Raw genomic sequence first — 23,770 nt, 5'->3', positions numbered from 1 at the left:
CGATCACCCGAAAAGGGCCGGCAACGTTCCTTCGAATGCCTCACGGAGCGTGGCCATCGTGACCGAGAAGTGACCCTGGATCTCGACGGAGTCGCTACCCTCATCGACAACGCCGATGCGCGTCCAGGGCAAACCGCGAGCGGTGCACATGCCCGTGAAGCGGGTTTCCTCGGTACGCGGAACAGCCACGAGGACGCGTCCCGAAGACTCGGAGAACAGTGCGACAAACGGATCTGCGCCCTCGGGAAGCAGGATGCGGCAACCGGTTTCGCCGGCCAGTGCAGCTTCGACAACAGCCTGAGCCAATCCACCTTCGGACAGGTCGTGGGCTGCGGTGACGAGGCCGTCACGCGACGACGACAGCAGGATGTCTGCGAGCAGCTGCTCACGAGCCAGATCAACCTTGGGCGGCACGCCACCGAGGTGGCCGTGCTCGACCTGCGACCAAATGGAACCGTCCAGCTCGTCGTGAGTATCGCCGAGCAGGATCAGCGTCTCGCCGGGCTCGAGTCCGAGGCCCGTCGGGATGCGTCGATGAACGTCGTCGATCACGCCGAGCACTGCAACCACCGGGGTGGGCAGAATTGCCGTGGAACCGGTCTGGTTGTAGAAGCTGACGTTGCCGCCGGTGACGGGGATGCCGAGCGTGGCGCAACCATCGGCCAGGCCGCGAACAGCCTGCTGGAACTGCCACATGACGCCCGGATCCTCGGGGGAACCGAAGTTGAGGCAGTTACTGACAGCCTTCGGCGTTGCACCCGTGACTGCCACGTTGCGGAAAGCCTCGGCGAGAGCGAGCTGGGCGCCCGTGTACGGATCGAGCGCGGTGTAGCGGCCCGAAGCGTCGGTGGACAGCGCGATTCCGCGGCCCGTCTTCTCGTCGATGCGGATGACGCCGCCGTCGGCGTTCTCGGCCAGAACGGTGTTGCCGCGAACGTAGCGGTCGTACTGCTCGGTGATCCACTTACGGCTGCACAGCGCCGGTGAAGCAATCATCTTCATCAGCGTCGCTTCGAGCTCTTCGCTCGTCTCCGGGCGCTTCAGTCCGGCCGTGGTGTTCGCGATCAGCGAGTCCTGGGTTGCCGGACGCTCGACGGGACGGTGGTAGACCGGTCCGTCGTGAGCAACGGTGCGCGGCGGTACGTCGACGACTGTCTCGCCGTGCCAGGAGATGGTGAGGTGCTCACCGTCGGTGACCTCACCGATGTCGGTGGCCAGGACGTCCCACTTCTTGCAGACCTCCATGAACTTCTCGACGTTCTCGGGGGTGACCACGGCACACATGCGCTCCTGCGATTCGCTGGAGAGCACCTCGGCGGGGGTCATGCCGGTAGCGCGCATCGGAACCCGTTCGAGGTTGATGTGCATACCGCCGTCACCGGCTGCTGCCAGCTCCGAGGTGGCGCAGGACAGTCCGGCGCCGCCGAGGTCCTGGATACCGACAACGAGGCCGGCCTTGTAGAGGTCGAGGCAACACTCGATGAGCACCTTCTCGGTGAAGGGGTCGCCCACCTGAACCGCGGGAAGCTTCTTGCGTCCGCCACCGTCGTCGTCGAATGTCGCCGACGCGAGAACCGAGACGCCGCCGATGCCGTCGAGGCCGGTGCGAGCGCCGAACAGGATGATCTTGTTGCCGGCGCCGGAAGCGAAGGCCAAGTGCATGTCTTCGACGCGCATGACGCCTGCAGCAAGTGCATTGACCAGTGGGTTACCGGCGTACGACTCGTCGAAAACGGTCTCGCCACCGATGTTGGGCAGACCGAGGGAGTTTCCGTATCCACCGACGCCGCGCACGACACCGTCGACGACGCGACGGGTGTCGGGGGCGTCAGCAGCACCGAAACGCAGCTGATCCATGACCGCGATGGGACGAGCACCCATAGCCATGATGTCGCGGACGATGCCGCCGACTCCGGTAGCCGCACCCTGGTAGGGCTCGACGTACGACGGGTGGTTGTGGCTCTCGACCTTGAATGTGACGGCCCAGCCGTCGCCGATGTCTACGACGCCGGCGTTCTCGCCGATACCGGCGAGCATGTTGGCGCGCATCTCATCGGTGGTGGTTTCGCCGAAGTATCCGAGGTGCACCTTGGAAGACTTGTAGGAGCAGTGTTCGCTCCACATGATCGAGTACATCGCCAGTTCGGCGTCCGTGGGACGGCGACCCAGGATCTCCTTGATGCGGGCGTATTCATCGTCCTTGAGCCCAAGCTCCTTGAACGGCTGAGCGGCATCGGGATCAGCCGATGCGTGCGTGACGGTATCGACCTGATGAGCAGACACTGGAGAGGGGTCCCTTCCCTACGGGAGTCAAGAGGCAAGCCGGAATGCCGCAGGACACCACAAATGTGCCCAACGAAAGAACGTGCCGGAAGACAGTCTATCGGGGATATCGGATCACTTCCGCAGACGGCAGCACCCTTCATACCGCTAGGCCTGCGAAGCCGGTCCGATCACTCTCGTTTACGGTTTCGGTAATACGGTCGGTTTTACCCTAAGTTCGGTTCCGCCCGATCCCAGAATGGAAGGTTCTTCATGCCTCAGGATGTGCGTCAGTCTGATGTCGCGGCACAATCTCAGTCAGTCACCACTCCCCTGACCCCGGCCGCAATTTTCCTGGTGGCGACGGTAAATCCCGGTGGTGAAGGCACCACGCGCGAGCTTCTTGCCGACGTCGCGGGCCTGCAGCGAGCGGTCGGTCTGCGTGTTCCCGGGTCAGGCTTGGACGTCGTGACCAGCATTGGTTCGGACGCCTGGGATCGCTTGTTCTCGGGGCCTCGTCCGGCGCTGCTGCGGCCGTTCACCGCATTGCAGGGAGACGTCCATCACGCGCCGTCGACGCCCGGCGACCTCCTATTTCACATTCGCGCGATGAGCATGGATGCCTGCTTCGAGGTGGCCCGCCAGATCACGAAGCGACTGCACGGCGCGGCAACCGTCGTCGACGAGGTGCACGGCTTCCAGTACTTCGAGAACCGCGACCTCATCGGCTTCGTGGACGGCACCGAGAATCCGTCGGGCCGCGACGCTATTGCCGCTGTGACGGTCGGCGACGAGGATCCCGAGTTTGCCGGCGGCAGCTACGTCCACATCCAGCGCTACATCCACAAGATGCGCGATTGGGAGGCAATCAGCATCGAGCAGCAGGAGAACGTGATCGGCCGCAGCAAGCTCGAGGACATCGAGATGACGTCCGACGTGAAGCCTGCAAATTCACACGTCGCCCTCAACGCGATCAAGGACGACGACGGCAACGCACTCGAAATCCTGCGCGCCAACATGCCCTACGGACGCCTCGGCGACGACGAGATCGGCACCTTCTTCATCGGTTACTGCGCCACTCCCGCCATCACCGAACGCATGCTCGAGAACATGTTCCTCGGTTTCCCTCGCGGCAACTACGACCGTCTGCTCGATTTCTCGACAGCCGTGACGGGGTCGATATTCTTCACACCGACCACCGACTTCTTCGAGACGCTTCCCGCTAGCCCCTCGGCGTAAGGAACGCACCGAGAGCGTCGGCATACATACGTATGTCTGCGGCGCCCATCAGCTCGCGAGCGGAATGCATCGCGAGCTGAGGCGCGCCCACGTCCACTGTGGACAGGCCGGTTCGCGACGCCGTGATGGGTCCGATGGTGGACCCGCACGGCAGGTCGGCCCGATGCACATAACGCTGCAAGGGAACCCCCGCCTGATCGCAGGCCAACGCGAACTCACCGGCACCGGCAGCGTCGGTGGCATACCGCAGGTTCTGGTTGACCTTGAGTACCGGACCACCGTTGATCTCGATGCGGTGGGCCGGCTCGTGACGGTCGGGATAGTTGGGGTGCGTGGCATGGGCCATATCACCCGACGCGCACACAGATCCAGCCATCGCCTGCAGGAATTCTTCGCGTCCGCCGCCGCGCCCCAACACAATTCGTTCGAGCACGGTGTTCAGCAGATCGGAGAAGGCCCCGCGATCGGACATGCTGCCAACCTCTTCGTGATCGAAGAGTGCGAGCACCGGAACATGACGCCCCGGGGATTTCGCAGCGGCCAGAAGCGCTTGCGTCCCGGCATAACACGTACCCTGGTTGTCCAACCGGGGCGCACTGACGAGCTCCTGATCGACACCCACCACCATGCTGGGCGCAAGATCATGGGTCATCAATTCCCAACCGAGCACTGAAGATTCGGGCACACCCGCCTGGTTCGCGACAAACCCGATGAAGGGCTTGGGCCTATTGCCCACTCCCCAGATTCCGTTGACGTGACGCTGCGGATCGAGCGTCACTCCCTTGCGGTCTTCGGACAGGTGGATCGCCAGCTGTGGAACACGCAGAATCGGGTCGTCGATCCGAACCAGCTTCTGCTCCACTGTGTTTCCCACGCGCACACTCAACCGGCCGGAGATCCCGAGGTCGCGATCGAGCCACGAATTCAGAAGTGCACCGCCATACGGTTCGAGACCAACCATCTGCCAACCGGCCGACGTCAGGTCAGGATGCTGCTTGACACGCAGGTTCGGACTGTCGGTGTGACCGCCGACGATCCGGAACGGTGCGGCGGGGTCGACACCTTCAGTGCTCCAGGCAATGAGCGATCCACCGCGAATCAGGTAGTACCGCCCGGGCTTTGCCGGCCACGCAGCAGTTTCCTGCAGTTCCACAAATCCGCTGTCGGCCAGTTGAGCTGCGACCGTTGCACAGACATGGAAAGGAGACGGTGACGAGTCGACGAAGCTGCACAGTCCTTGGGCATCGGCCCCGGTCAAGGAAGTCATGCCCTTCATCATGCCCGACCGCGTTCTACTCAGCCGTGGGCACCGGAAACACAAAACTGGTTGCCATCGGGATCGACAAGAGTCACCCAGCGGAAGCCGTCCATATTTTCGCGATGATGTTCCGTTGCTCCGGCTTCGATCAGGCGCGTCACTTCGGCGTCGAGATCGGCGCTGGACAGATCCAGATGGATTCGATTTTTGCCGGCAGTGGGATCCGGCACCTTCTGGAATGCAAAATTGGCACTACCGGGGACGTCGACGATGTAGAAAAAGCCGTCGTTCTCCTCCTTGATGGTGCCACCCAGCTGCTCTGCCCACCATCGCGCAAGTGGACCCGGGTCGAGGCTGTCGAACGTGATCATTTCCAGATTCAGTGTCATGGGCTCACGCTAAACCATGACACCGACACGAACATGATGCTCGAAGCATTGCTTGCGATCTACCGGCGCTGCGAGCGGCCGAGATGAGACCATCTTCGAATGAGTCCGAGATCGGCGCAAGACCGTTCTGCAGAACCACTTGTCGCGGTATTCGCCGTCGCCGGCCTACTGTTGAGCTGCCTTGGAGTCCTGGGCTGGCGCTTTGCGACGTCTTCACTGCTTACCGAGCACATCGGTATCCAACCTCCGCCACCGCCGCCAATGGAAGATGGCAAGACCGGATACATGTGGGTTGTCGATGGATACAGCTACTTCGGGGGCCCGCACTGGTTCCCGGCAACGGGATGGTTCTTGACCCTCGGAACGGCGCTCGCTCTTGTGGTGTCCACGCTATGCTTCGCTACCGGATGGCGAGCGACCCGCCATCACGAGGGAAACAAATGGTTTCTCGCGCTTGCACTTTCGGGATTCGGCGGACTCTACGGTCTGGCGGCTTCAGTTGCCGGACTAGTCTTTCCGCCTACGTTCTACTCCATCGCCCTGCCGGAACCGCGCGACCCGGCGGACCCGTATCCAGACTCGACAATCGTGCACTTTGATCTTGATCCGACTCTGATCAGTTTCACGGCAATAGGTTTCACGATCGGATTACTTCTGTCATTGCCGCTTCTCGCATCAGGCTTCAGAGCCAGCCGCACCTATTCGGAGAGCTCTGATCGCATCAAATGAGCGCAGGCCTGAAACAGCAGTTCCAGTGATTCGCCCGAAAGTCCTTCGGCTGCAAGCATGAACTTCATCGTCCACGGGTCCGACAACTCGATGTCGTCACAACCATCTACGTCAGTCAGCAACTCGAGTCCGACATTTGCGGGCGAGGCAGTGCAGTACCGCTGGACTGCAACGGATTCCGTCCGCATTCCGTTTCCCTTGTCCCTCCGAGAATCGACAGACAACAGTGCTGTCGACAACTGCCGATGGTTCAGCACAGCTCCCGAATCAGCCGCCGATCGAAACATCACATTGAGCCGTTCAACCAAACCGTCATTACTGAATGATTGAATGCAATTGCCGGACAGCCTATTCAAGCTCTCGAAACTCATCGATCGAGAGGACGTGGGAATTCTCTCCATGGTGCTACCTCCATTGGTTTCACAAACGGTGACATTTGTATCGCCCTCACTCGAAGAGCGTTCATCAACCAAGCCTCCTCGGTCATAACGATCGAGGCCAGCACACCAACTGCACCTGATACTGCCGAACTCCGGGTGCCGTACACATTCGGTCTGCTTACCATCGGGCTGGTAGTTACAGGTTACCCAAATCTGTAAAGAAAGTGCAAGCGTTTTGTTACTTTAGTCTGAAAAGTTCTTTGGGTCTATATTTGCCCGATTTCACAGAGGACTGGTTGGTTCACAAATTGGCGGAGAAGGCACGCTCGGCACGGCCTACTCCGGCAGCATCCCAGCCGTGATCGCTGCAAGGTCCGCAACGCTGCCGTCCCAGATCACCCGAAGGTGTTCGACAATCTTCTCGATCGACCAGTTCCACCAGGCAATTCATGGATCTGTGCCCAAGCCGTACACCAAGCATGACCGTTCACGTTCCCGCCGATCCACACGTCATTCCCGACAACGGTGCCACCCCCGCGCCGGCAGATCTTGCACCAAACACCACCCCTGTTCGGGAACGGATAGTCCGAGACACCGTTCCCGCCGGGTAAGTACCTTGCGTACTCGAGTATGACTACGCATCCGCACGATGCGATCCCGCACCAGACTTCAGGTTATGAACACACCGACAGCACCTTCGAAGTCCACGGCAGCGTTCTTCTTGCAGGCCGGAATAGCTTTTGCCGTCAGTTTTGTCGGCACTCTCGTCGGAATCGCATACTTGCCCATCGACGCCTGGCAGCGCGGATTCCTCGGAATGTCCCTACTCTTCCTGGTCACCAGCACATTCACCTTGGCAAAAGTGATTCGCGACCAGCAGGAGGCGTCGACTGTTCGTGTTCGCGTCGACGAAGCGCGTCTCGACAAGCTGATCGCAGAACACGATCCTTTCAAGACTGCCGCGTAGGGACCCTCCTCTGATCCGCGACAACGGATGGATGCACAGCGTGTGCCTGTTCGGATACCCCGACAAGCTCGGCAGGACTATTTAGCTGCGAGCATCGCTTCCATCTGTGTGATTTCCGCTTGCTGACCAGCGATAATTTCCTCCGCCATCTTCTCGGCGGCCGGATCGAGACCGTCGGCGATCTCTGTCTCCGACATTGCGATTGCTCCAGTGTGGTGTTCGATCATCATCGCCAACCACATCTTGTCGAACTCGGCATCCGTTGCGTTGGTCAGGGCTGTCATATCGTCATCGGACATCATGCCCTGCATCTCTGCCATCCCGACGCCATGACCCGAGTGGTCCATGCCGTCCATCGACATCGACGACGGATCGGGGCGGCCCCACTTCGTGAGTGTCTCCGTCATCTGCGCCATCTCGGGCCCCTGGGCAGCCTCAATCTTTGCGGCCAACGCAATGAGCTCGGCGTTATCAGTACGCCCCTCAACCATTTTCGCCATATCAAGAGCCTGCGAATGGTGCGGGTACATACCTTCCAGGAACTCGATATCTGTCGCATTGACGCCCGCCGGAATCGCGAACTGCCCGGCCGACACAGATGTCTCGACGGAGGTCGGGGACGCAGAATCTCCGACATCCGAACAACCGGCGATCAACAGCGCTCCCGCCGCCAACACAGGAACAAACCGAACAGCACTACGCTTGACCGAGAACATGACACCACTCCCAAAAAGATCTAACTACATACGAAACTTATTACTGTGCAACAACTTCGGATCATCGTTCCAGTCCGAAGTAGGCAGTCACCACAGTACCGACGACGGTCAGGCAAAACCCGAAATAATCGACAGAAACGATGCACCTTCATCGAATCTTCATAGTCCCGACCAGACCACCTGTCGTGCGCACCCACCTCGGCTAACCTGAATTCATGAATCCGGAATCGGTACCGCCACGGCACACCGAAGGAGCATCTCGCGTCTTGGTGGTGGAAGACGAACCGGCTTTGGCGAAGGTTGTCGCCAATTATCTTGCCCGCGAAGGATTTCAAGTTCGAATTGCCCTCGATGGACCCTCCGCAGTGGCCGCGGCGCACGAATTTGAACCTTCCCTCGTCGTCCTGGATCTGATGCTTCCAGGATTCGACGGCATGGAAGTGTGTCGTCGAATCCGCAGCTTCTCCGACGCGTACATTCTGATGCTCTCGGCCCGCGGCGACGAGTCCGACAAAGTGATGGGTCTCGCTGCTGGAGCCGACGATTATGTGGTCAAACCTTTCGGACCTCGCGAACTCGTCGCCCGCGTCAAGGCGCTTCTGCGCCGACCTCGCGCGTCGAGCCTGATGCCCGAACCATTGCAGACGCCACCCGGCCTGGACATCGACGTGCTCGCGCGCACTGTGCTCATCGACGGATCACTCGTCGACCTCACCCCCACCGAGTTCGAACTACTGGCCGCGCTGGCTGCCAGACCTGACACTGCGCTGAGCCGGAGTGACATCATTGCTGCGGTGTGGGGTTCGTCATGGTACGGAGATCAGCACATCGTCGACGTCCACATCCGAGCACTGCGGCGCAAACTCGGAGACGACGCAAGCGACCCCCGATTCATCCGCACCGTCCGCAGCGTCGGCTACGCACTGAGGGCGTCATGAAGCGACTCGGACTCCGTGGAAAGTTGCTCGTCGCCCAGATCGTTGTTCTGCTGGCATCCTGCATAACGATCGCTGCCGTGGCAATTGCCATCGGGGCGCCGCTGTTCCACAATCACCTCGCCATGGCAGGAATCGAGGACGACAACGTCCGCCTGCACACCGAAGAAGCCTTCAGTCAGACCATTTTCATGGCACTGCTGAGCGGTGTGGCGGTTGCCCTCGTCGGCGCGAGTATCGCTGCGGCAATTGTGGTTCGGCGAATCACAGCGCCGATCAGCAGACTTGCTATTGCTGCGCAGAGTGTCGCCGAAGGCGATTACGACGTCCAGATCGAGAGGTCCGACGTCGACTCGGATTTCACTCGACTGGAGTCTGCGTTTTCCGACATGGCCGAACGGCTCGATCATTCCGACAATGTCCGCAAACGCCTGCTGGCTGATCTTGCTCACGAATTACGCACTCCTGTATCAACTTTAGCGGCATATGTTGACGGCATCGAGGATGGAATCATGGAACCGGATGTCGCATCGTGGGCAGTGATGCGCGATCAACTCGAAAGATTGCGGCGCCTCGCCCATGACTTGGCCGATGTTTCCGCAGCCGACGAGCACGCCCTGGGCTTGATTATTCGGCCGGGGGATCTCAGCGACATCGTCTGCGCGGCAACAGCTGCCGCCGCACCGCGATTCGAGGATCGCGGGGTTTCGCTGGCCACCCACGTCCCCGCGTCGACGGTCACTTCGCAGGTCGACCGTCAACGAATCGAACAGATTCTGGCCAACCTGCTGGAAAATGCACTGCGGCACACACCAAGTGGCGGTACCGTCCGCGTCACTGTCGAAGAATCGGCAGACCATGTTTCCGTATCGGTCACCGACACCGGTGAAGGAATTCCCGCAGATCAACTCGAGTCCGTCTTCGACAGGTTCCATCGCGGCGACAGCTCAGACGGATCGGGGCTGGGGTTGACGATTGCCCGCAGTCTCGCAGTCGCACATGGTGGCACATTGACTGCGAGGGTTGGCAGCGACGGCACGGGTACCATCCTGGAGTTGCGCCTACCGATCAGTGCCTGATCTGCGCTCGATCTGCCTCGATCTGCCTCGATCTGCACTGAATTCTGCCCGGATGTCCGAGTCCCTGTGCCCCGACGTCGAGTGAACGTATCGCTACCCCTGTTCAACAAGGGGAGCGATACGTTCACTCGGAACGGGTGGAAGAAGAAACAGCGCCCACCGACCAGGGTTACCGGCCGATGGGCGCTGCTGAAAGCTGAAATCAGGCGTTGACGATGGAGTCCAAAGCCGAGTAGAACAGTCCGAGTCCGTCGTCACTGGGGCCGGTAAGGGCCTCGGTTGCGTGCTCGGGGTGCGGCATGAGTCCGACGACGCGACCGTTGGCGGAAGAAATGCCGGCGATACGACGCTGCGAACCGTTGGGGTTCTCCTCCGAGTAACGGAAGACGACGCGGCCTTCACCCTCGAGTTCGTCGAGAACGTTCTCGGGAGCCTGGAAGCGACCTTCGCCCGACTTGAGGGGAACCAAGATCTGGGCACCCTTTTCGTAGCGCGAGGACCATGCGGAGTTGTTGGACTCCACAGTGAGCCACTCGTCGCGGCAGATGAAGTGCAGACCCTGGTTGCGGGTCAACGCTCCGGGGAGCAAGCCTGCTTCGCAGAGGATCTGGAAACCGTTGCAGATACCGAGGACGGGCATACCGCCCTTGGCAGCTTCGACGACCTTGCCCATGGCAGGCGCGAAACGTGCGATGGCTCCACAGCGAAGGTAGTCGCCGTAGGAGAATCCGCCGGGGACGATGACTGCGTCGACACCCTTGAGGTCGGCATCGCCGTGCCAGAGTGCGACGGCTTCACCGCCGGCCAGATTCACCGCTCGAGCAGCGTCGACGTCGTCGAGTGTGCCCGGAAAGGTGATCACTCCGATGCGTGCGCTCATGCCTCGACGCGCCTGACGGTCCAATCCTCGATCACCGTGTTGGCCAGCAGGCCTTCGGCGATCTTCTCGAGTTCGGCATCTTCGACGCTACCGTCGATTTCCAACTCGAACCGCTTGCCCTGACGGACATCGGATACTCCTGCAAAGCCCAGGCGAGACAGTGCCCCGACAATGGCCTGTCCCTGGGGGTCGAGAATCTCGGCCTTGGGCATGACTTCGACGACGACACGGGCCACGTGCTGCTCCTCGGTACTAGTGCGCGAACCCAGAGGGAAACACCGGGTAGTGACGAGTTTACCGGGCGAAGCCGGGAAGCTTCGCATCGAGTGAGTCGAGAGGTGACGCCGACCACCCGTGAATGGCGCATACTCGAAATCATGCGACTGACACATTTTGGCCATTCCTGTGTACTTGTCGAATTGAACGGATCGAAGATTCTCTTCGATCCGGGCAACTTCTCCCACGGTTTCGAGGGCATCACCGGCCTCGACGCCATTCTGGTGACGCATCAGCATCCTGACCATGCGGACCCGGCGCGACTCCCCGCTCTGGTCGACGCCAATCCCGATGCAGCGTTGTACTGCGATCCGCAGACGGCAGCCAAGTTGAGTGGTCGGTGGAACGGTGTCGGGGCCGGTGACACGTTCACCATCGGCAATGTCGAGGTGACCGGAGCGGGCGGCGAGCACGCGATCATCCACCCCGATCTCCCGATGATCGACAACACCGCATTCCTGCTCGGCGACGCAGTCAATCCTGCCCAGTTCATGCATCCCGGTGATTCACTTTTTGTCCCCGAACAGACCGTCGACGTCCTTGCCCTTCCCGCGGCCGCTCCGTGGCTCAAGATCTCGGAAGCCGTCGACTATCTCCGGGCGGTGGCACCTCGCGTCGCGGTGCCGATTCATCAGGGCATCATTCGTGACGAAGCGACAGGCATTTTCTATGGTCGTTACACGGACATGGCTCCCGCCGGCACGGAGTTCCGAGTACTTGGCGAAGAGTCGAGCGTCGAGGTCTCCTAGCTACGTCTTCACTAGCTACGCCTTCACGTCGACGATGATCCAGCCGGTGCTCGTCCCGCCGGATGCGTCGGTGAGGCTGTACCGAACTCGGTCGACGCCCGCAGTCGCCGGGGCCCGGTATACAACCTTGCCACCTTCAAGCTTCACCACGCCACCGAGCAGCGACGTCGCTTCGACACCGGTCACTGAGATCGAATCCCCATTACTGTCATGATCATTCGCAACGGCGTCGATGGTTGCCGAGGCGCCGGGTCGAACCGTTGCGGTATCGAGTGCGGCGTACGGAGGTATCGCCGTCGCGGTGTAGCGACCGATGTCGTCCAGTCGAGAGGATGCAATCTGCGCTGTTTCGGCAATCGACGCGAATTCGGTGCCGTCGAATCTGGACAGATTATTGCCGCTCATGATGGTGCGCCCCTCCGGGCCACCTTCCGCATTCTCATTGTCGTCGGCATAGAAATTGTGACCGAGTTCGTGACGGAGAGTGAGGTCGAAGTTGCCGTCTACTTCACCGGAGACCTGCGCATAGCTGGCATCGAGCAAAAACTGCGAGAAGTATGCATTTCCACCGCCCGACTTGCACACAACGGTCGCTTGATCGACGGTAGTGCCGACCTGATCGGACCACTCCACCTCCAACACAGGCAGGTTTTCACACGAACCCGCATACGGATCGCTGAGCGCATCGGCGCGGAGGACCACTCGACCGAGGGTCGGCTGGATTCCGAGGTCTCTGGTCCAGATCGCTGCGATCCGAACCATCGATTCCTCGGCCCGATCCAATGCAACTGCCGGGCTTCCGCTGCCGTGGGCCGTATACCATTCTCCGCTCAGATCCAACCCGACTTCGAACTGCTTCAACGTTTTTCCGACATTCGCTGCCGAACTCGGCGCAGTCGGAAGAGTCGACAACTTGGGTAGTGGATCAATCGGGGCGGAACTGCGACTGACAACCCGCGAACCTACAAATTCGATCGAGGCACCCCGATCGAAAGTTAGCTGCCCACGCAGAGTTCCGGTTGAATCGACGATGGCGGATACGACTGCATCGCCATGTCCGTCGACGCTCCCGAGGTACGAGCGCGGCGCCGGCAATGTCGAATCAACCAAGGCGCCACCGCTTTCCTGCACTACCATCGCAAAGCTGTCACCCCGCAGGTCAACCTTGCTCAGACGGAGCGTGAGCGGAGCGCCTTGATTGTCTATGGCGGCTGTAACGATCACCGAGTTCGGTTCGGTCGGTTGACTAGTTCCGCTCGAACCGCCGTCCAGGCTGCCCGTAGACAACGAGCCTCCAAAATCGACAGGTGCTGCAATCGCGACAACGGGAACCATCACAGCACTCGCAACTGCCCCCGCCGCGACAGCAAGAATTCGATTGGTCAGTTTCGGGGGCACTCGCATGGCGACATCCAGATTCTACTAGTAGCGAAGAATTAACTGGATGGACAATAGCACCAGAAATTGCAGACGAACATGCCCAAACTACACACTCGCACTACCCGGACATCTCCGACTTGCGGTCAATACCCACAGTTCAGCCACCAAAACGAGGAGAGAAACCAGGAAAATCGGACATGCGCCCAATGTGCGACACAGTCAGCCTTCGAACGTTGCCTATCCCGCGATCAGGCCGCACCAAGTTGCGACGCAGGCGTCACCCAGCGGTACACCTGGGGCGTCGCCTCGTGAAAGAGAGCGAGATCGACCGCGTCGAGCATTGCTCGACGCGGTCCTTCATTCCCCAGCTGCTTTGCCGAAATCGACAGGCGGACAAGACCTCCACGCCTTGCAGTGCGTCCGGCACCGAGAATGAGCGCCCGGCACCACCACGGTTCGACTTTGAATCCTTCACCGATTCCCAGGACACGACCTCGCTGCGACGTCCCCCGCGCAAGGTCGTGAACCGCTCCGAGTCCGGCCATCGTCCGAAAACCTGTCTCCGGCAACACTGACATCGCCCCCGGCGAGACCATCCACCGCGGTGGGGCGAACACTCGCGTTCGCAGGCCGGCCTGTTCCAGAACTCGATCTGCCGCCAACAGACGGAGTTTCGCTTCGTGCTTCGAGAGTGTGGCGAACTCTGCGCGTCGACGCTTGGTTGCAGCTTGGTCGTAGCCGTGCAGCACTATCGCGTCGCCGCGCTCACGACGCTCACGCAGCCAGGCTGCGGTGACGGCGTCGTCGGCCAGTCGATATTTGTCTTTGAGTCTCGGGGCCACGAGGAGGGAAAGGTGCACTCCCCGGGCATCCATCTCGTCTGCGAATCCTGCAGCGAGATAGCATGTCTCATCTCTGATTCCGGATACCGACACGATCAGTTCAGCGGACATACCGACGATAATGCCGCCTAAAGATGAACAACACACTGCCGCCGAATGATCATTCGGCGGCAGTGGGCGGTCAGTTGTGCGGCAGAACAGCTTCGATGGCGGCGAGAACCTCCGGCGCATCGGGCTCGGTGCGCGGGCCGAAGCGATTCACGACGGTGCCGTCGGGTGCGATGAGGAACTTCTCGAAGTTCCAGCTGATGTCGCCGGCTTTACCTTCGGCATCAGCGGTCTTGGTCAGTTCCGCGTACAGCGGGTGCCGGTTTTCACCGTTGACCTCGATCTTCTCCATGAGGGGGAAGGTGACGCCATAGGTGGTGGAGCAGAAGGTCTCGATCTCTTCCGCGGTGCCCGGCTCCTGCCCCATGAACTGGTTGCACGGGATGCCGATGACGGTGAGTCCGCGGTCTGCATAGCCGCTGGCCAGCTTCTCGAGCGCCGAGTACTGCGGTGTGAGTCCGCACTTGGATGCCACGTTGACGACAAGCACTGCCCGGCCGTCGTATTCACCCAACGAGGTGGGTACGCCACCGAGAGTGTTGATCGTGATGTTCTGTATTGGAGTTGTCATGGGTTCCAACCTAGCCATTGGTTTCGAGAATGCGTTCGATGTCGTCCAGAACGGCGAGGCCACCGAGCGGTCCGACTCCCGTGATCCAGTACGACATATCAACGAGATGCGGATTCGGGAAGAATCCGACGTTGTCGGCGATCGTGGACGGCAAGGTGGTGGGATCGTTGGGGTTCACCGAGGTCACCATGATGATGTCGGCGTTGGCTCCGGAAACGAACTCGGGCGACAGATCGACCGAAATCGAGTTCTCCCAGTCACGAGCCGGGATGGTGAGACCGGCGCACTCGAGGGTGCTGCCGGCGAAAGACGTCGGTCCGTACAGAGTCAGGACGTCGTCTCGGGGACGAATGAGCTGGGCTGTCTTGTTTCCGGTGCCGCGCTCGGTGGCAATTTCCTTGCAGCGTGCGTTGTAATCGCCGAGCACGACGTCTGCCTGATCGGACTTGCCCAGCGCATCGGCGACAAATCGGACGTTGTCCTGCCACGGATCGGTCTGGGTCGCCATGAACACCGTCGGAGCCAGCGAGCTGAGCCGCTCGTACAGGTCCCCGTGTCGGGTTTGGGTTCCGATGATCAGATCAGGACGCAATGCGGCGATCTTCTCGAAGTTCGGCGCTGTGACGGTACCCACCGTCTCGATCTGGGCCGCCTCGGCACCGAGGTAGGCCGGAACACCGGTCGCCTCGCTGAGTACCGCTGTGCCTACCGGGGTTACACCCAGTGCCACGGATGTGTCGAGCTGAACCGGTTCGAGGACAACCACTCTCTGCGGATCCGCGGGTACATCCGTCGTTCCACGAGCGTGTGCGACTGTGTGCACCGCGTCTGCCGACGCACCGGATGCATCCGTCTTATCGTCTGCGCCGCAGGCGGTCATTGTCGCCGCCAGAGCCACGATGACAAAACCACCCACCACAAGATTCATCCGTGATCGCTTCATTCAGACTCCCCATAAAATCTTGTGTCGCCGATTCACCCGGCGACGAAAATCTTCCATCAAATAGTATGGTGAGCCTAACCTACTGAAAGTGAGCGGTGTCATGCCTTCCTCCTGCCACAGCTGCACTGCCAGTGACACGACCACCCCCTGGCCGACTTCGGTCGTCGCGAACCCACAAATGAGCCGACGCGCCGATGCCTGCACCCGGCAATCGTCGATCGCGGGCGAATCAATGGCCGCCAGAGCCGGAAGAACCCACCTGTGGGTACTGATCGAACACCCCGGGCCCTGGCCGGCGTCTGCCCCGGACGATGTCCTTCCCCGCGAGCTCTCCGATCGACTCGACTCGGTGGCCGGGCTCATCCGAGTGGTCCTGATCCGCCGCCCCAACAACAGGCAAGTCACCGCACCGACGTGTCTACTCGCCTGGTCGGACGGCATCCGCCACTGGATGCGTGAGGGTGCTGCCGAGAGCTACGACGACCTTGTCGATCTACCGTTCGAGACGATGGCGGCCGGGCTGGAACCGAGCTTCGGGCGTTCACGCCGCACTCCGTTCTTCGCAGTCTGCACCCATGGAAAGAAAGACGCCTGTTGTGCGGAACTCGGCCGTCCGATCGTGTCTGCACTCACGACGATTCCGAACGCGGATGTCTGGGAATGCAGCCATATCGGTGGAGACCGGTTCGCCGCCAACATGATTGCGTGGCCCTCAGCGCTCTATTTCAGCCGACTCGGAGCGGATTCCGCAGTGGAGGCAGTGAATTCGTATCTGGCAGGCTAACTTGCATTGCCGCACCTGCGCGGCCGTGCAGCGTTGTCCTTACCTGCGCAGGCTGCCGAGCACGCCGTCCGTAGCGCAACCGGAATCAGCGCGACCGATGTACTCGAACACGTTGCCGAGTCTGCAACCGACAACGGCACAACCGTCGATATATGCCTGGCCGAGCGAGACTTTCGCGTCGTTCTTCGCCCGGGGCTCCCACAGGGTTCGTTTGATCACGGCTGCGGCGCCGGTGGCACCGTTGAGTGGAATCAATGGGTCATCGAGCATCTCCACGAGCAAACAGATGTAGTCGCGCGCAGATCCTGACCGGAGAGCAGAATGAGACCGCCGCACGGTGGGTGCGACGGCCTCGTTCATCTAGATACGACCAGGATCACTGATCGCAGAATGGGTTCCGCGGTACGGAAGTGCTCAAACCTTTAGTGGTGACTGACAAATGACTGACTGGTTCCGGCAGGCGCGGTTTCGAGCTTGTGCTGCTCGGCTTCGTCCTCGTCGTCGAGCATTGTGGCTTCGTTGAACGGGATCTTGCCGTCCAGGACCTCGACGACGCGTTCCTTGTCGATGGTCTTGGTCCAGACTCCGATGAGGAGCGTGGCGACGGCGTTACCGGAGAAGTTGGTAATCGCTCGGGCTTCCGACATGAAGCGGTCGATACCGACAATCAGGCCGACGCCGTCGAGCAGTTCCGGACGGTGACTCTGCAAACCGCCTGCAAGCGTTGCCAATCCGGCGCCGCTGACTCCTGCCGCACCCTTCGAGGCGATGATCATGAACACCAGCAAAGAGAGCTGCTCACCGAAGGCGAGGGGCTGACCCATCGCGTCGGCAATGAAGATCGACGCCATGGTCAGGTAGATCGCGGTGCCGTCGAGGTTGAACGAGTAGCCGGTCGGAACGACGATGCCGACGGTGGTGCGCTCGACGCCGACGTGCTCCATCTTCGCGATCAGGCGCGGCAGGGCCGATTCGGAGGACGAGGTCGCGAAGATGAGCAGGTATTCGCGGGCCAAGTACTTGACCAGCTTGAAGATGTTGAATCCCGTCACCGCGCGCAGCAGGGTTCCGAGGACACCGAAGATGAAGATCAAGCAGGTCAGGTAGAAGCCGATCATCAAGGTTCCGAGCTGAACCACGGCGCTCAGGCCGGTCTGGCCCACCACGCTGGCGATGGCGCCGAAAGCACCGATCGGGGCGAGCCACAGAATCATCGTGAGGATCTTGAACACGAGCTTCTGAATGTGGCCGATTCCCTTGAGGATCGGCTCGCCGGACTTACCGAGCGACTGGATCGCGAAACCCACGAGCATCGCCACGAACAGCGTCTGCAGCACGCTACCGGCGGTAAGAGAAGACAGCATCGACGTCGGAATGATCGACGCGACAAAGTCCCACGTCCCACCCGCACTGTGGGCGGCATCGGTGAGCTTGGCAACGGAAGCCGAGTTGGGCGTGATGTTCAAGCCGCTACCGGGGTTCAGCAGGTTGCCGACACCCAAGCCGATCGCGAGAGCAACGGTCGACATGCCGATGAAGTAAGCCAGCGCGAGCCCGCCGACCTTGCCGACCTTCGCTGCAGCGCGTACCGAGCCGATTCCGAGCACAATGGTGCAGAAGATGACCGGGCTGATCATCATCTTGATCAAGCTGACGAACAACGTGCCGAGCACACCGACCGACTTGCCGAATTCGGGTGCGAGCCAACCGACGAGGATGCCGCCGATGACCGCGACGATAACGCTCATGTAAAGCCAATGCGTCTTGTCGCGCTTCGCCGGGGCGCCCTCGGGCTGTGGGGAAGCGTTTACTGTCCCTGTTGCCGTGATGCTCATGGGATGTCCTTTGGTGGGAAATCTGTGAAGTGATCGGGATCACTTTCAAGTCGTGGAGAATTCTTGCTGCAAATGCTCGAAGCGTGAAGTTTGTGTTCATAACGTTCAGGAGTGGCCGATGGTCGAACTACACAGTCGCCGACGTATGAGCGTCGCTCGGCAGATTCTGCTACTGCAGTTGGCACTGTTGACGCTGGTCATTGCCGTCGGCGGCGCCTTGGCCGTAGTCGACGAGCGTGGTGACAGCGACGACGCCATCCGTCGGCAGGTGAGTTCGATCGCGGAGACTCTTGCGCTGTCGGACTCGACCGCGCAGGCTCTGACAAGCCCCGATCCCACCGCGATCCTGCAGCCTCAGACCGAGAAAATACGCCAAGCCACGGGCGTCGACTTCATCGTGGTGATGGCGCCGGACCGCACGCGCTACACCCACACCAACCCTGAACTGATCGGGGAATTATTCACCGGCAACATCGATCGCGCATTGGCCGGCGAGACGTTCACCGAAACGTACGCCGGCTCGTTGGGTCCGTCGATTCGCGCGGTCACCCCGGTCTACGACGCGAGCGGCACGCTGGTCGGTCTGGTCTCCGCCGGTGTCACGCGCGAGGAGATCAGCAAGCAGTTCGCCCAGAGCATCCCGACCATTCTGGCCATAACCGCGGCGGGATTAATTGCGGCAGTCTTGAGTTCTTTACTCGTGAGTCGGCGGATCAGGCGCCAAACCCTCGGCCTGGCACCCGACGAACTACTCACGATGTACGAGCATCACGACGCCGTTCTGCACAGCATCGGCGAAGGGTTGGTCGTCATCGGCCGCGGGCGAGGCGGGCAAGCTCAGGTGGACATGGTCAACGACGAAGCCCGCCGCCTCCTCGACCTATCGGATGGGCGCGTTGAACTTTCGTCCCTTCCTTCCACGCTGCGTGACGTGGACGCCGGTTCGGCGAAGGATCAGGTTCATCTGACCGATGTACGCATACTGGTGGTCAATCAGCATCCGGTTGAGTGGGAGGGCAAGAGAATTGGAACAGTTCTGACAATTCGCGATCACACCGAGTTGCAGTCCGTTCTGGGCGAACTTGATTCGATTCGAGGGTTCGCAGAATCACTGCGCTCACAGGCACACGAGAGCGCCAACCGGCTTCACACCATCATCACAATGGTGGAGTTGGGACGATACGACGACGCAGTTACCTTTGCCACCAACGAGTTACGCGTCTCTCAGCAGCTGATCGATCGGTTGGTGAATGCGGTCCACGAGCCTGCACTTGCCGCCCTGCTGCTCGGCAAACTGAGTGAGGCAACCGAGCGCGGGGTGGAGTTGACCGTCACCGAAGACACTGCACTCGGCCCCGTTTCCACACTCACTGCCCGTGAACTGGTCACGCTGGTCGGCAATCTGGTGGACAATGCAATAGACGCTGCCCGTTCGAGCACAGACCCGTGGGTGGAAGTGACAGTAATGGAAGAGGATTCGATGATGGTGGTTGCCGTCGCCGATAGCGGTCCGGGAATGACACCCGATGCACTCGAAAAGGCAAAGGAGCGTGGATATTCCACCAAGTCAGGCTCTCGAGGAATCGGCCTCGCCCTGGTCTCGCAGATCGTGAAGCGTCACGGTGGCACTTTCGTGAGCGAACCGGGTCTCGGGTCCATGCTGGTCGTTCGTATTCCGATTCACCACGAGAAGGCCTCACAATGATCCGGGTACTTATCGTCGAGGACGAACCATTGATTGCCGCAGCTCATCGCTCCTACGTGGAGCGGGTTCCAGAGTTCTTGGTGCACAGTGTTGTTCACACCGGGCAGGCTGCACTGCGCGCGGTAACCGAAGCCAACGCCACCGATCAACCCATCGACTTGGTACTACTCGACATCGGACTCCCCGACGCGAGCGGTCTCGACGTTGCGTCAGCTTTGGGCGGGTTGCGCCCCAGCCCGGACATCATTGCCGTGACCTCGGCCCGAGACCTCGACGTAGTACGCAACGCTGTTGCGCGCGGAATCGTCCTCTACCTGCTCAAGCCGTTCACGTTTGCCGCTTTCCGCGACAAGCTCGAGAGGTACCGGGAGTACCGCACTGCGCTGCCCGCCGGCGAATCAGCCGTCAGCCAACACGACATCGACCGCGCGATGGCAGCACTCCGAACTTCCGACGACAGAGCAGCATCACCGAAAGGCATTTCGTCTCAGACTCTCGGATTAGTATCTGCGTGCGTACGGGCGTCGGAGAGTCCGGTGACTGCCGCCGAGGTGGCCGCATCTGTGGGTGTTTCCCGGGTGACCGCCTGGCGCTACCTCGAAAAACTGGCAGACGACGGATTACTCACCCGGGAAACCGAATACGGACGTGCGGGACGCCCCCAGGTTCGGTACCGCAGAGCCTAGTTGACACCAACTGTGTCGAGCACCCACGCGAACTCGAAGGCAACTTCTTTCCACTTTTCGTAGCGACCGCTGACGCCGCCGTGTCCGGCACTCATCTCGGTCTTGAGAAGTAGCGGAGCGTCGCCGGTCTTGGTGTCGCGGAGTTTCGCAACCCACTTCGCCGGTTCGACGTAGAGAACGCGGGTGTCGTTGATACTGGTGATCGCCAGAATCGCCGGGTAGTCCTTGGCTTCCACATTCTCGTACGGACTGTACGAGTGCATGTACTCGTAGACGTCCTTGTTGTGCAAGGGATCTCCCCATTCGTCCCACTCGATGACCGTGAGGGGCAACGACGGATCGAGGATCGACGTCAGCGGATCAACAAACGGAACGTTCGCGAGAATGCCCGCAAAGAGTTCCGGCGCGAGGTTGGCAACTGCGCCCATCAGCAAGCCGCCGGCACTGCCGCCGTCGGCAACCATCCGATCCGCAGCAGTGACACCGGTATCAATCAAATGCTTTGCGCAAGAGACGAAGTCGGTAAAAGTGTTCTTCTTGGTAAGCGTCTTGCCGTTTTCGTACCAGTGCCGACCCATTTCGCCGCCGCCGCGGACGTGGGCGACGACAAAGACAACACCGCGATCGAGTAGAGACAACCTCGCCACCGAGAACGACGGATCGATGCTCGCCTCGTAGGAACCGTAGCCGTACAACAACAACGGCGCCGGGCCTTCGGGCGCTCCGACGCGCCGAACGATCGACAATGGGATCCGAGTACCGTCTTCCGCCACTGCCCAATCGCGGCGCTGCTCGTAGTTCTTCGCATCGAAGTCTCCGAGAACGGGCTGCGACTTACGTAATGCCAGTTCACCGCTGTCGACGTAGTAGTCGTAGACCTGCCCCGGGGTGATGAAGGACGTGAAGCCGAGCCGGATGGTGGGCTGAGCCCATTCCGGGTTGGAGCCCATTCCGATACTGAACAGTTCTTCGTCGAAATCGATCTCGTGACGCTCACCGTAGCCGTCAGCTGTCAACGGCCACACTGCAACCCGAGTCAAAGCTTCGCGCCGGTAGCTCAGCACGATATGACCGGCGAATGTGTCGGCCTCCTCCAGACGCACGTCTTCGCTGTGTGCGATCAACATCGTCATGTTTGTCGGATCCGAAACCGGAGCCTCGGCCAGCACGAAGTTCTCGGCCTTCACGCCGTCCACGACGTCGTTATGGAGAATGAGGAAGCGATCCTCTCCCCCGATCACAGCGTGTTCGGCGCCGTACTCGACACCGTCCCGGCGCGGGATGATCACGCGGAAGTCACCTTCCGGGTTTGCAGATTCCAGCATCCAGCCTTCGCTGGTCACCTTGGAACCGACCCAGATCATCAGGTACTTCTCACTGCGAGTCGAACCTATCGACACCCAGTAGCGCTCGTCAGGCTCGTGGAACACCGAAACATCTTGACTCTGGGGTGTTCCCAGCTTGTGACGCCAGACGGTGTCCGGACGCCAAGACTCGTCGACAGTCATGTAGAAGACGTGACTGTGATCGAGTGCCCACGTGGCACCGGGGGCGGTATCGGGAATCTCGTCGGCGAGGAGCGCGCCGGTCTCGAGGTTCTTGAACCGCAAGGTGTATCGCTCGTCGCCGAGCACGTCCACCGAGTACGCCAGCAGAGTGCCGTCTTCGCTGATCGAGAATGCGCCCAGCGAGAAGAAGTCGTGGCCTTCGGCCTCGAGATTGCCGTCCATCAAAATCTGTTCGCCGGCCAATTCGACACCAGGCGTCAGATTGGGTGGCGTCCAGTCACTCTCGTCGGAGATAGGACAGCGGCAGTGGACGTTGTACGATTTTCCCTCGACGCTGCGTGCGTAGTACCACCACTTCCCCATGCGAGTGGGTACCGACATATCAGTTTCCTGGGTACGTGATTTGATCTCCTGGAAGATCTTCTCGCGCAACGGCTCCAGATGAGCGGTCTGCTGATCGGTGTACGCATTCTCGGACTCGAGGTAGGCAACCACCTCGGCATTTTCCTTGTCCCGCAGCCACTCGTAATCATCGACGAACGTGTGTCCGTGATGGGTACGTTCAGCGGGAACCTTCTTGGCGACTGGCGGGACGAGGCTCATGCGCTGGGACCGACCCAATCGGCGAAGGACAATCCGGAAATACGTTCGTAGGCTTCGATGTAACGCGCGCGGGTCGCGTCGACAATCTCTTGTGGTAGCGGCGGTGGCGTGGTGTCCGATGCTCGATCCCAGCCGGATTCCGCACTGGTCAGCCAGTTGCGGACGAACTGCTTGTCGAAGCTGGGCTGAACCTTGCCTGCCTCGTAGCCGTCGGCCGGCCAGTAACGCGACGAGTCCGGAGTGAGAACCTCGTCGGCAAGCACCAGGTTGCCGGCCGGGTCGAGACCGAATTCGAGCTTGGTATCCGCGAGGATGATTCCTCGGTCTGCCGCGAAGTTCGATGCGCGCGCGTACACGTCGAGCGTGTCTTCACGGAGTTGGATCGCGAGCGGCTGACCAACCTTCTCGACGACCTCAGCGAAACTGATGTTCTCGTCGTGATCACCCATGGCAGCTTTGGAAGCGGGGGTGAAGATGGGGTCGGGCAACTGACTGGCCTCGACCAGACCAGCGGGCAGGGACACACCGCAGACGGCTCCGGTGTTGTTGTAGTCGACCAGCCCGGATCCGGTGAGGTAGCCGCGGACGACGCATTCGATCTGGACCATGTTCAGCTTCTTCACCACCAGCGCACGCCCCAGAACCTCTTCGGGGATGCGATCGTCGTCGGGCTCACCGGCGAGGTGATTGTTGCCGCCGAGGACGTTGAAGAAGAACACGCTCATCGCGGTGAGAACGCGGCCCTTGTCCGGAATCGGCGTGCTGAGCACGTGGTCGTAGGCCGAGATCCGATCACTCGCGACAAGCAGCAGGTGCTCGTCGTCGATTGTGTAAAGGTCACGGACCTTGCCACCGGCCAGATGAGTGTAGGAATCAAGTGTAGGACGCACGTTGCCACCCTATCGGGAGTTACCGACTCACACAGAACCGTGGTGAGCGAAACTCG

24 protein-coding genes are annotated in these 23,770 nt (G+C 60.7%); 9 read left to right on the top strand and 15 right to left on the bottom strand.

The window, feature by feature from the left end:
* Positions 1 to 3 precede the first annotated feature (3 nt).
* Positions 4 to 2,283 carry a phosphoribosylformylglycinamidine synthase subunit PurL gene (purL, locus tag MTX36_RS06040; RefSeq protein WP_243618809.1) on the bottom strand — a complete coding sequence of 760 codons (2,280 nt, stop codon included), beginning with the start codon at positions 2,281 to 2,283 and terminating at the stop codon, positions 4 to 6.
* Between the two features lie 252 nt (positions 2,284 to 2,535).
* Here purL and MTX36_RS06035 point away from each other — a divergent pair, with 252 nt between their 5' ends.
* Positions 2,536 to 3,501, top strand: a complete 966-nt coding sequence (locus MTX36_RS06035) for a Dyp-type peroxidase (protein ID WP_243618808.1) — start codon at positions 2,536 to 2,538, stop codon at positions 3,499 to 3,501.
* On the opposite strand, the gene MTX36_RS06030 is transcribed toward MTX36_RS06035, so the two are convergent.
* Together MTX36_RS06030 and MTX36_RS06025 are read right to left on the bottom strand one after the other, a co-directional pair.
* On the bottom strand, positions 3,485 to 4,768 hold the full coding sequence (locus MTX36_RS06030) for a M18 family aminopeptidase (protein ID WP_243618807.1): 1,284 nt from the start codon (positions 4,766 to 4,768) through the stop codon (positions 3,485 to 3,487). The two genes, MTX36_RS06035 and MTX36_RS06030, sit on opposite strands and share 17 nt — an antisense overlap.
* 29 nt (positions 4,769 to 4,797) lie before the next feature.
* Positions 4,798 to 5,148 carry a VOC family protein gene (locus MTX36_RS06025; protein WP_243618806.1) on the bottom strand — a complete coding sequence of 117 codons (351 nt, stop codon included), beginning with the start codon at positions 5,146 to 5,148 and terminating at the stop codon, positions 4,798 to 4,800.
* Between the two features lie 99 nt (positions 5,149 to 5,247).
* Here MTX36_RS06025 and MTX36_RS06020 point away from each other — a divergent pair, with 99 nt between their 5' ends.
* A complete protein-coding gene (locus tag MTX36_RS06020; protein ID WP_243618805.1) occupies positions 5,248 to 5,877 on the top strand; it encodes a hypothetical protein in 630 nt (209 codons plus the stop codon).
* On the opposite strand, the gene MTX36_RS06015 is transcribed toward MTX36_RS06020, so the two are convergent.
* A complete protein-coding gene (locus MTX36_RS06015) occupies positions 5,847 to 6,065 on the bottom strand; it encodes a hypothetical protein (RefSeq protein WP_243618804.1) in 219 nt (72 codons plus the stop codon). The genes MTX36_RS06020 and MTX36_RS06015 overlap by 31 nt on opposite strands.
* Positions 6,066 to 6,933: 868 nt before the next feature.
* Here MTX36_RS06015 and MTX36_RS06010 point away from each other — a divergent pair.
* Entirely contained in the window at positions 6,934 to 7,224 is a 291-nt protein-coding gene (locus tag MTX36_RS06010; protein ID WP_094271230.1) for a YiaA/YiaB family inner membrane protein, read from the top strand.
* Positions 7,225 to 7,301: 77 nt separating this feature from the next.
* On the opposite strand, the gene MTX36_RS06005 is transcribed toward MTX36_RS06010, so the two are convergent.
* Positions 7,302 to 7,940 carry a DUF305 domain-containing protein gene (locus MTX36_RS06005; protein ID WP_243618803.1) on the bottom strand — a complete coding sequence of 213 codons (639 nt, stop codon included), beginning with the start codon at positions 7,938 to 7,940 and terminating at the stop codon, positions 7,302 to 7,304.
* A gap of 215 nt (positions 7,941 to 8,155) precedes the next feature.
* On the opposite strand from MTX36_RS06005, the gene MTX36_RS06000 reads away from it, so the two are divergent.
* Together MTX36_RS06000 and MTX36_RS05995 are read left to right on the top strand one after the other, a co-directional pair.
* A complete protein-coding gene (locus tag MTX36_RS06000; RefSeq protein ID WP_243618802.1) occupies positions 8,156 to 8,878 on the top strand; it encodes a response regulator transcription factor in 723 nt (240 codons plus the stop codon).
* Positions 8,875 to 9,954: a cell wall metabolism sensor histidine kinase WalK gene (locus MTX36_RS05995; RefSeq protein WP_243618801.1), complete on the top strand. Its 1,080-nt coding sequence runs from the start codon at positions 8,875 to 8,877 to the stop codon at positions 9,952 to 9,954. The genes MTX36_RS06000 and MTX36_RS05995 overlap by 4 nt, the downstream gene beginning before the upstream one ends.
* Positions 9,955 to 10,156: 202 nt before the next feature.
* On the opposite strand, the gene purQ is transcribed toward MTX36_RS05995, so the two are convergent.
* Together purQ and purS are read right to left on the bottom strand one after the other, a co-directional pair.
* Positions 10,157 to 10,834: a phosphoribosylformylglycinamidine synthase subunit PurQ gene (purQ, locus tag MTX36_RS05990; protein WP_094271226.1), complete on the bottom strand. Its 678-nt coding sequence runs from the start codon at positions 10,832 to 10,834 to the stop codon at positions 10,157 to 10,159.
* Entirely contained in the window at positions 10,831 to 11,070 is a 240-nt protein-coding gene (gene purS, locus MTX36_RS05985; protein ID WP_003945817.1) for a phosphoribosylformylglycinamidine synthase subunit PurS, read from the bottom strand. Before purS ends, purQ begins: the two co-directional genes overlap by 4 nt.
* A 141-nt stretch (positions 11,071 to 11,211) precedes the next feature.
* On the opposite strand from purS, the gene MTX36_RS05980 reads away from it, so the two are divergent.
* On the top strand, positions 11,212 to 11,859 hold the full coding sequence (locus MTX36_RS05980) for an MBL fold metallo-hydrolase (protein ID WP_243618800.1): 648 nt from the start codon (positions 11,212 to 11,214) through the stop codon (positions 11,857 to 11,859).
* Between the two features lie 15 nt (positions 11,860 to 11,874).
* On the opposite strand, the gene MTX36_RS05975 is transcribed toward MTX36_RS05980, so the two are convergent.
* The 4 genes from MTX36_RS05975 to MTX36_RS05960 all read right to left on the bottom strand — a co-directional run bounded on the left by MTX36_RS05975 (position 11,875) and on the right by MTX36_RS05960 (position 15,703).
* A complete protein-coding gene (locus tag MTX36_RS05975; protein ID WP_243618799.1) occupies positions 11,875 to 13,263 on the bottom strand; it encodes an Ig-like domain-containing protein in 1,389 nt (462 codons plus the stop codon).
* 224 nt (positions 13,264 to 13,487) lie between these two features.
* A complete protein-coding gene (locus MTX36_RS05970) occupies positions 13,488 to 14,192 on the bottom strand; it encodes a DUF2334 domain-containing protein (RefSeq protein WP_243618798.1) in 705 nt (234 codons plus the stop codon).
* 70 nt (positions 14,193 to 14,262) lie between these two features.
* Complete coding sequence (locus MTX36_RS05965) at positions 14,263 to 14,760, bottom strand: glutathione peroxidase (protein ID WP_243618797.1); 498 nt, start codon at positions 14,758 to 14,760, stop codon at positions 14,263 to 14,265.
* A gap of 10 nt (positions 14,761 to 14,770) precedes the next feature.
* Positions 14,771 to 15,703, bottom strand: coding sequence for an ABC transporter substrate-binding protein (locus MTX36_RS05960; protein WP_243618796.1), 933 nt, complete (start codon positions 15,701 to 15,703; stop codon positions 14,771 to 14,773).
* 232 nt (positions 15,704 to 15,935) lie between these two features.
* Between MTX36_RS05960 and MTX36_RS05955 the strand changes: the two genes are divergently transcribed.
* A complete protein-coding gene (locus tag MTX36_RS05955) occupies positions 15,936 to 16,487 on the top strand; it encodes a sucrase ferredoxin (RefSeq protein ID WP_243618795.1) in 552 nt (183 codons plus the stop codon).
* Between the two features lie 39 nt (positions 16,488 to 16,526).
* Here the strand turns inward: MTX36_RS05955 and MTX36_RS05950 are convergent, their stop codons facing one another.
* The gene (locus MTX36_RS05950; RefSeq protein ID WP_243618794.1) at positions 16,527 to 16,757 is read right to left on the bottom strand and encodes a hypothetical protein; all 231 of its coding nucleotides are present in this window, start codon (positions 16,755 to 16,757) and stop codon (positions 16,527 to 16,529) included.
* A 152-nt stretch (positions 16,758 to 16,909) separates the two neighbouring features.
* The gene (locus MTX36_RS05945) at positions 16,910 to 18,322 is read right to left on the bottom strand and encodes a cation:dicarboxylate symporter family transporter (protein ID WP_243618793.1); all 1,413 of its coding nucleotides are present in this window, start codon (positions 18,320 to 18,322) and stop codon (positions 16,910 to 16,912) included.
* 118 nt (positions 18,323 to 18,440) lie between these two features.
* Between MTX36_RS05945 and MTX36_RS05940 the strand changes: the two genes are divergently transcribed.
* Both MTX36_RS05940 and MTX36_RS05935 read left to right on the top strand, forming a co-directional pair.
* On the top strand, positions 18,441 to 20,027 hold the full coding sequence (locus MTX36_RS05940) for a sensor histidine kinase (protein ID WP_243618792.1): 1,587 nt from the start codon (positions 18,441 to 18,443) through the stop codon (positions 20,025 to 20,027).
* Positions 20,024 to 20,713, top strand: coding sequence for a response regulator (locus MTX36_RS05935; protein WP_243618791.1), 690 nt, complete (start codon positions 20,024 to 20,026; stop codon positions 20,711 to 20,713). The genes MTX36_RS05940 and MTX36_RS05935 overlap by 4 nt, the downstream gene beginning before the upstream one ends.
* Here MTX36_RS05935 and MTX36_RS05930 read toward each other — a convergent pair.
* On the bottom strand, positions 20,710 to 22,824 hold the full coding sequence (locus MTX36_RS05930; protein WP_243618790.1) for a S9 family peptidase: 2,115 nt from the start codon (positions 22,822 to 22,824) through the stop codon (positions 20,710 to 20,712). The genes MTX36_RS05935 and MTX36_RS05930 overlap by 4 nt on opposite strands.
* Positions 22,821 to 23,714: a phosphoribosylaminoimidazolesuccinocarboxamide synthase gene (locus MTX36_RS05925; RefSeq protein WP_243618789.1), complete on the bottom strand. Its 894-nt coding sequence runs from the start codon at positions 23,712 to 23,714 to the stop codon at positions 22,821 to 22,823. The genes MTX36_RS05930 and MTX36_RS05925 overlap by 4 nt, the downstream gene beginning before the upstream one ends.
* Between the last annotated feature and the right edge of the window lie 56 nt (positions 23,715 to 23,770).

This window comes from Rhodococcus sp. ARC_M6, assembly GCF_022810305.1.
GTDB lineage: Bacteria > Actinomycetota > Actinomycetes > Mycobacteriales > Mycobacteriaceae > Rhodococcus_F.
Note: the sequence above shows the minus strand (reverse complement) of the source record. Positions and strands in the feature narration are given on the sequence as shown.

What these genes read in the sequence shown, in the direction of transcription:
- MTX36_RS06035 (WP_243618808.1), top strand. Translation starts at nt 2,536, where the DNA reads ATGCCTCAGGATGTGCGTCAGTCTGATGTCGCGGCACAATCTCAGTCA.
- MTX36_RS06030 (WP_243618807.1), bottom strand. Translation starts at nt 4,768, where the DNA reads ATGACTTCCTTGACCGGGGCCGATGCCCAAGGACTGTGCAGCTTCGTC.
- MTX36_RS06025 (WP_243618806.1), bottom strand. Translation starts at nt 5,148, where the DNA reads ATGACACTGAATCTGGAAATGATCACGTTCGACAGCCTCGACCCGGGT.
- MTX36_RS06020 (WP_243618805.1), top strand. Translation starts at nt 5,248, where the DNA reads ATGAGTCCGAGATCGGCGCAAGACCGTTCTGCAGAACCACTTGTCGCG.
- MTX36_RS06015 (WP_243618804.1), bottom strand. Translation starts at nt 6,065, where the DNA reads ATGCGGACGGAATCCGTTGCAGTCCAGCGGTACTGCACTGCCTCGCCC.
- MTX36_RS06010 (WP_094271230.1), top strand. Translation starts at nt 6,934, where the DNA reads ATGAACACACCGACAGCACCTTCGAAGTCCACGGCAGCGTTCTTCTTG.
- MTX36_RS06005 (WP_243618803.1), bottom strand. Translation starts at nt 7,940, where the DNA reads ATGTTCTCGGTCAAGCGTAGTGCTGTTCGGTTTGTTCCTGTGTTGGCG.
- MTX36_RS06000 (WP_243618802.1), top strand. Translation starts at nt 8,156, where the DNA reads ATGAATCCGGAATCGGTACCGCCACGGCACACCGAAGGAGCATCTCGC.
- MTX36_RS05995 (WP_243618801.1), top strand. Translation starts at nt 8,875, where the DNA reads ATGAAGCGACTCGGACTCCGTGGAAAGTTGCTCGTCGCCCAGATCGTT.
- purQ (WP_094271226.1), bottom strand. Translation starts at nt 10,834, where the DNA reads ATGAGCGCACGCATCGGAGTGATCACCTTTCCGGGCACACTCGACGAC.
- MTX36_RS05980 (WP_243618800.1), top strand. Translation starts at nt 11,212, where the DNA reads ATGCGACTGACACATTTTGGCCATTCCTGTGTACTTGTCGAATTGAAC.
- MTX36_RS05975 (WP_243618799.1), bottom strand. Translation starts at nt 13,263, where the DNA reads ATGCGAGTGCCCCCGAAACTGACCAATCGAATTCTTGCTGTCGCGGCG.
- MTX36_RS05970 (WP_243618798.1), bottom strand. Translation starts at nt 14,192, where the DNA reads ATGTCCGCTGAACTGATCGTGTCGGTATCCGGAATCAGAGATGAGACA.
- MTX36_RS05965 (WP_243618797.1), bottom strand. Translation starts at nt 14,760, where the DNA reads ATGACAACTCCAATACAGAACATCACGATCAACACTCTCGGTGGCGTA.
- MTX36_RS05960 (WP_243618796.1), bottom strand. Translation starts at nt 15,703, where the DNA reads ATGAAGCGATCACGGATGAATCTTGTGGTGGGTGGTTTTGTCATCGTG.
- MTX36_RS05955 (WP_243618795.1), top strand. Translation starts at nt 15,936, where the DNA reads ATGGCCGCCAGAGCCGGAAGAACCCACCTGTGGGTACTGATCGAACAC.
- MTX36_RS05950 (WP_243618794.1), bottom strand. Translation starts at nt 16,757, where the DNA reads ATGCTCGATGACCCATTGATTCCACTCAACGGTGCCACCGGCGCCGCA.
- MTX36_RS05945 (WP_243618793.1), bottom strand. Translation starts at nt 18,322, where the DNA reads ATGAGCATCACGGCAACAGGGACAGTAAACGCTTCCCCACAGCCCGAG.
- MTX36_RS05940 (WP_243618792.1), top strand. Translation starts at nt 18,441, where the DNA reads ATGGTCGAACTACACAGTCGCCGACGTATGAGCGTCGCTCGGCAGATT.
- MTX36_RS05935 (WP_243618791.1), top strand. Translation starts at nt 20,024, where the DNA reads ATGATCCGGGTACTTATCGTCGAGGACGAACCATTGATTGCCGCAGCT.
- MTX36_RS05930 (WP_243618790.1), bottom strand. Translation starts at nt 22,824, where the DNA reads ATGAGCCTCGTCCCGCCAGTCGCCAAGAAGGTTCCCGCTGAACGTACC.